This window comes from Nguyenibacter vanlangensis (genome assembly GCF_013376155.1).
Taxonomy (GTDB): Bacteria; Pseudomonadota; Alphaproteobacteria; order Acetobacterales; family Acetobacteraceae; genus Gluconacetobacter; species Gluconacetobacter vanlangensis.
The window spans coordinates 1-1,520 of sequence record NZ_JABXXP010000663.1 but is presented as its reverse complement, the minus strand read 5'-3'; the positions used below and the strand labels follow the sequence as shown (position 1 = coordinate 1,520).

Annotated in this window: 2 protein-coding genes; both read right to left on the bottom strand. The window is 66.7% G+C overall.

The window, feature by feature from the left end:
* Positions 1–105: 105 nt before the first annotated feature.
* Positions 106–1,137, bottom strand: coding sequence for a cobaltochelatase subunit CobS (cobS, locus tag HUK84_RS17800; RefSeq protein ID WP_176641440.1), 1,032 nt, complete (start codon positions 1,135–1,137; stop codon positions 106–108).
* A 118-nt stretch (positions 1,138–1,255) separates the two neighbouring features.
* On the bottom strand, positions 1,256–1,520 hold a 265-nt coding region (locus HUK84_RS17795), incomplete at its 5' end, for a J domain-containing protein (protein ID WP_176641439.1).

Below are 1,520 nucleotides of genomic sequence, written 5' to 3'. Positions count from 1 at the left end.
CGCAGCGCGCCGACCGTCGCGCGCTTGAACGCATCCGCCCGCTCGGCAGCCTCGGTCCTGGCGGTCCGGCCGGTGTCCTTCTTCTCGCGCATGCCCCCTTGCCGATCAGCGCGGACGCGCCGCCGCCCCCGTGGGGTCGACGTTGAAGCAACGCTGGTAATATTCCGCCACGGTCGGGCGCTCCGCCTCGTCGCACTTGTTCAGGAACGACACGCGGAAGGCGAATTCCAGATCTTTGAAGATCCTGAAATTCTCCGCCCAGCTTATGACGGTCCGCGGCGACATGACGGTCGAGATGTCCCCGGCGATGAATCCCGACCGCGTCAGGTCGGCCAGCGCGACCATGCTCTCGATCCGCTTGCGCGCCGGCCCGTCATGAGGGTCCACGCCCATCTTGGCCATCACGATGGCCGTTTCCTCGGCATGGGGCAGGTAATTCAGCGTGGTGACGATGTTCCAGCGGTCCATCTGTCCCTGGTTGATCTGCTGCGTGCCGTGATACAGTCCCGTGGTGTCGCCCAGCCCGACCGTGTTCGCCGTGGCGAACAGCCGGAAATACGGATGCGGCCGGATCACCCGGTTCTGGTCCAGCAAGGTCAGGTGGCCCTCGATCTCCAGCACGCGCTGGATGACGAACATCACGTCCGGACGGCCCGCGTCATATTCGTCGAACACCAGCGCGCAGGGATGCTGCAGCCCCCACGGCAGCAGCCCCTCGCGGAATTCCGTCACCTGCTTGCCGTCGCGCAGCACGATCGCATCCTTGCCGATCAGGTCGATGCGCGAGATATGGCTGTCCAGGTTGATGCGCACGCACGGCCAGTTCAGGCGCGACGCCACCTGCTCGATATGCGACGACTTGCCGGTCCCGTGATAGCCCTGGATCATCACCCGGCGGTTGAAGGCAAACCCCGCCAGGATGGCCAGCGTCGTATCGTGATCGAAGCGATAGGTCGGGTCGGCATCCGGCACATGGTCGGTACGCACCGAAAATGCCGGCACCTCCAGGTCGCTGTCGATGCCGAAGGTCTCGCGGGCGGACACGACGCGGTCGGGCGCGGACAGGACCGAGATCGGCGGCAGGTCGTCCCCGTTCTCGGCAACGGATCCGGCGGTCAGGGTGGCAAGGTCATTCATCGGTTCTATCCGTCGCGGCTGGCGGGGCGGGCGGCGCCTGGCGCAGGACCGTCCCGCATCTCATATATTTTCGGCGTTCCAGGCCACTATAGACCGGAACGCCCGCAAGGCCATGGGGTCAGGCCGTTCTTTCCAGGTCCGCCTCACGCGCCGCCGTCAGGTGCGCACGCACGGCGGTATAGGCCACGTTGATGCTCTTCAGCCGCTCCTCGGCCACGCGGTCGCCGCCATTCGTATCGGGATGGTGCCGCCGCGCCAGGTCCTTGTAGCGCATTTTCAACTCGTCCATCGACAGCGGCCATTCCAGCCCCAGCGTATCCAGCGGCTGGCGCAGCCCTTCCGGCACGTCCGGCCGGGCGGCGGCGGGGCGGCGCACGGGCCGC

Coding starts and splice junctions, on each gene's coding strand:
- cobS (WP_176641440.1), bottom strand. CDS start 1,137: ATGAATGACCTTGCCACCCTGACCGCCGGATCCGTTGCCGAGAACGGG.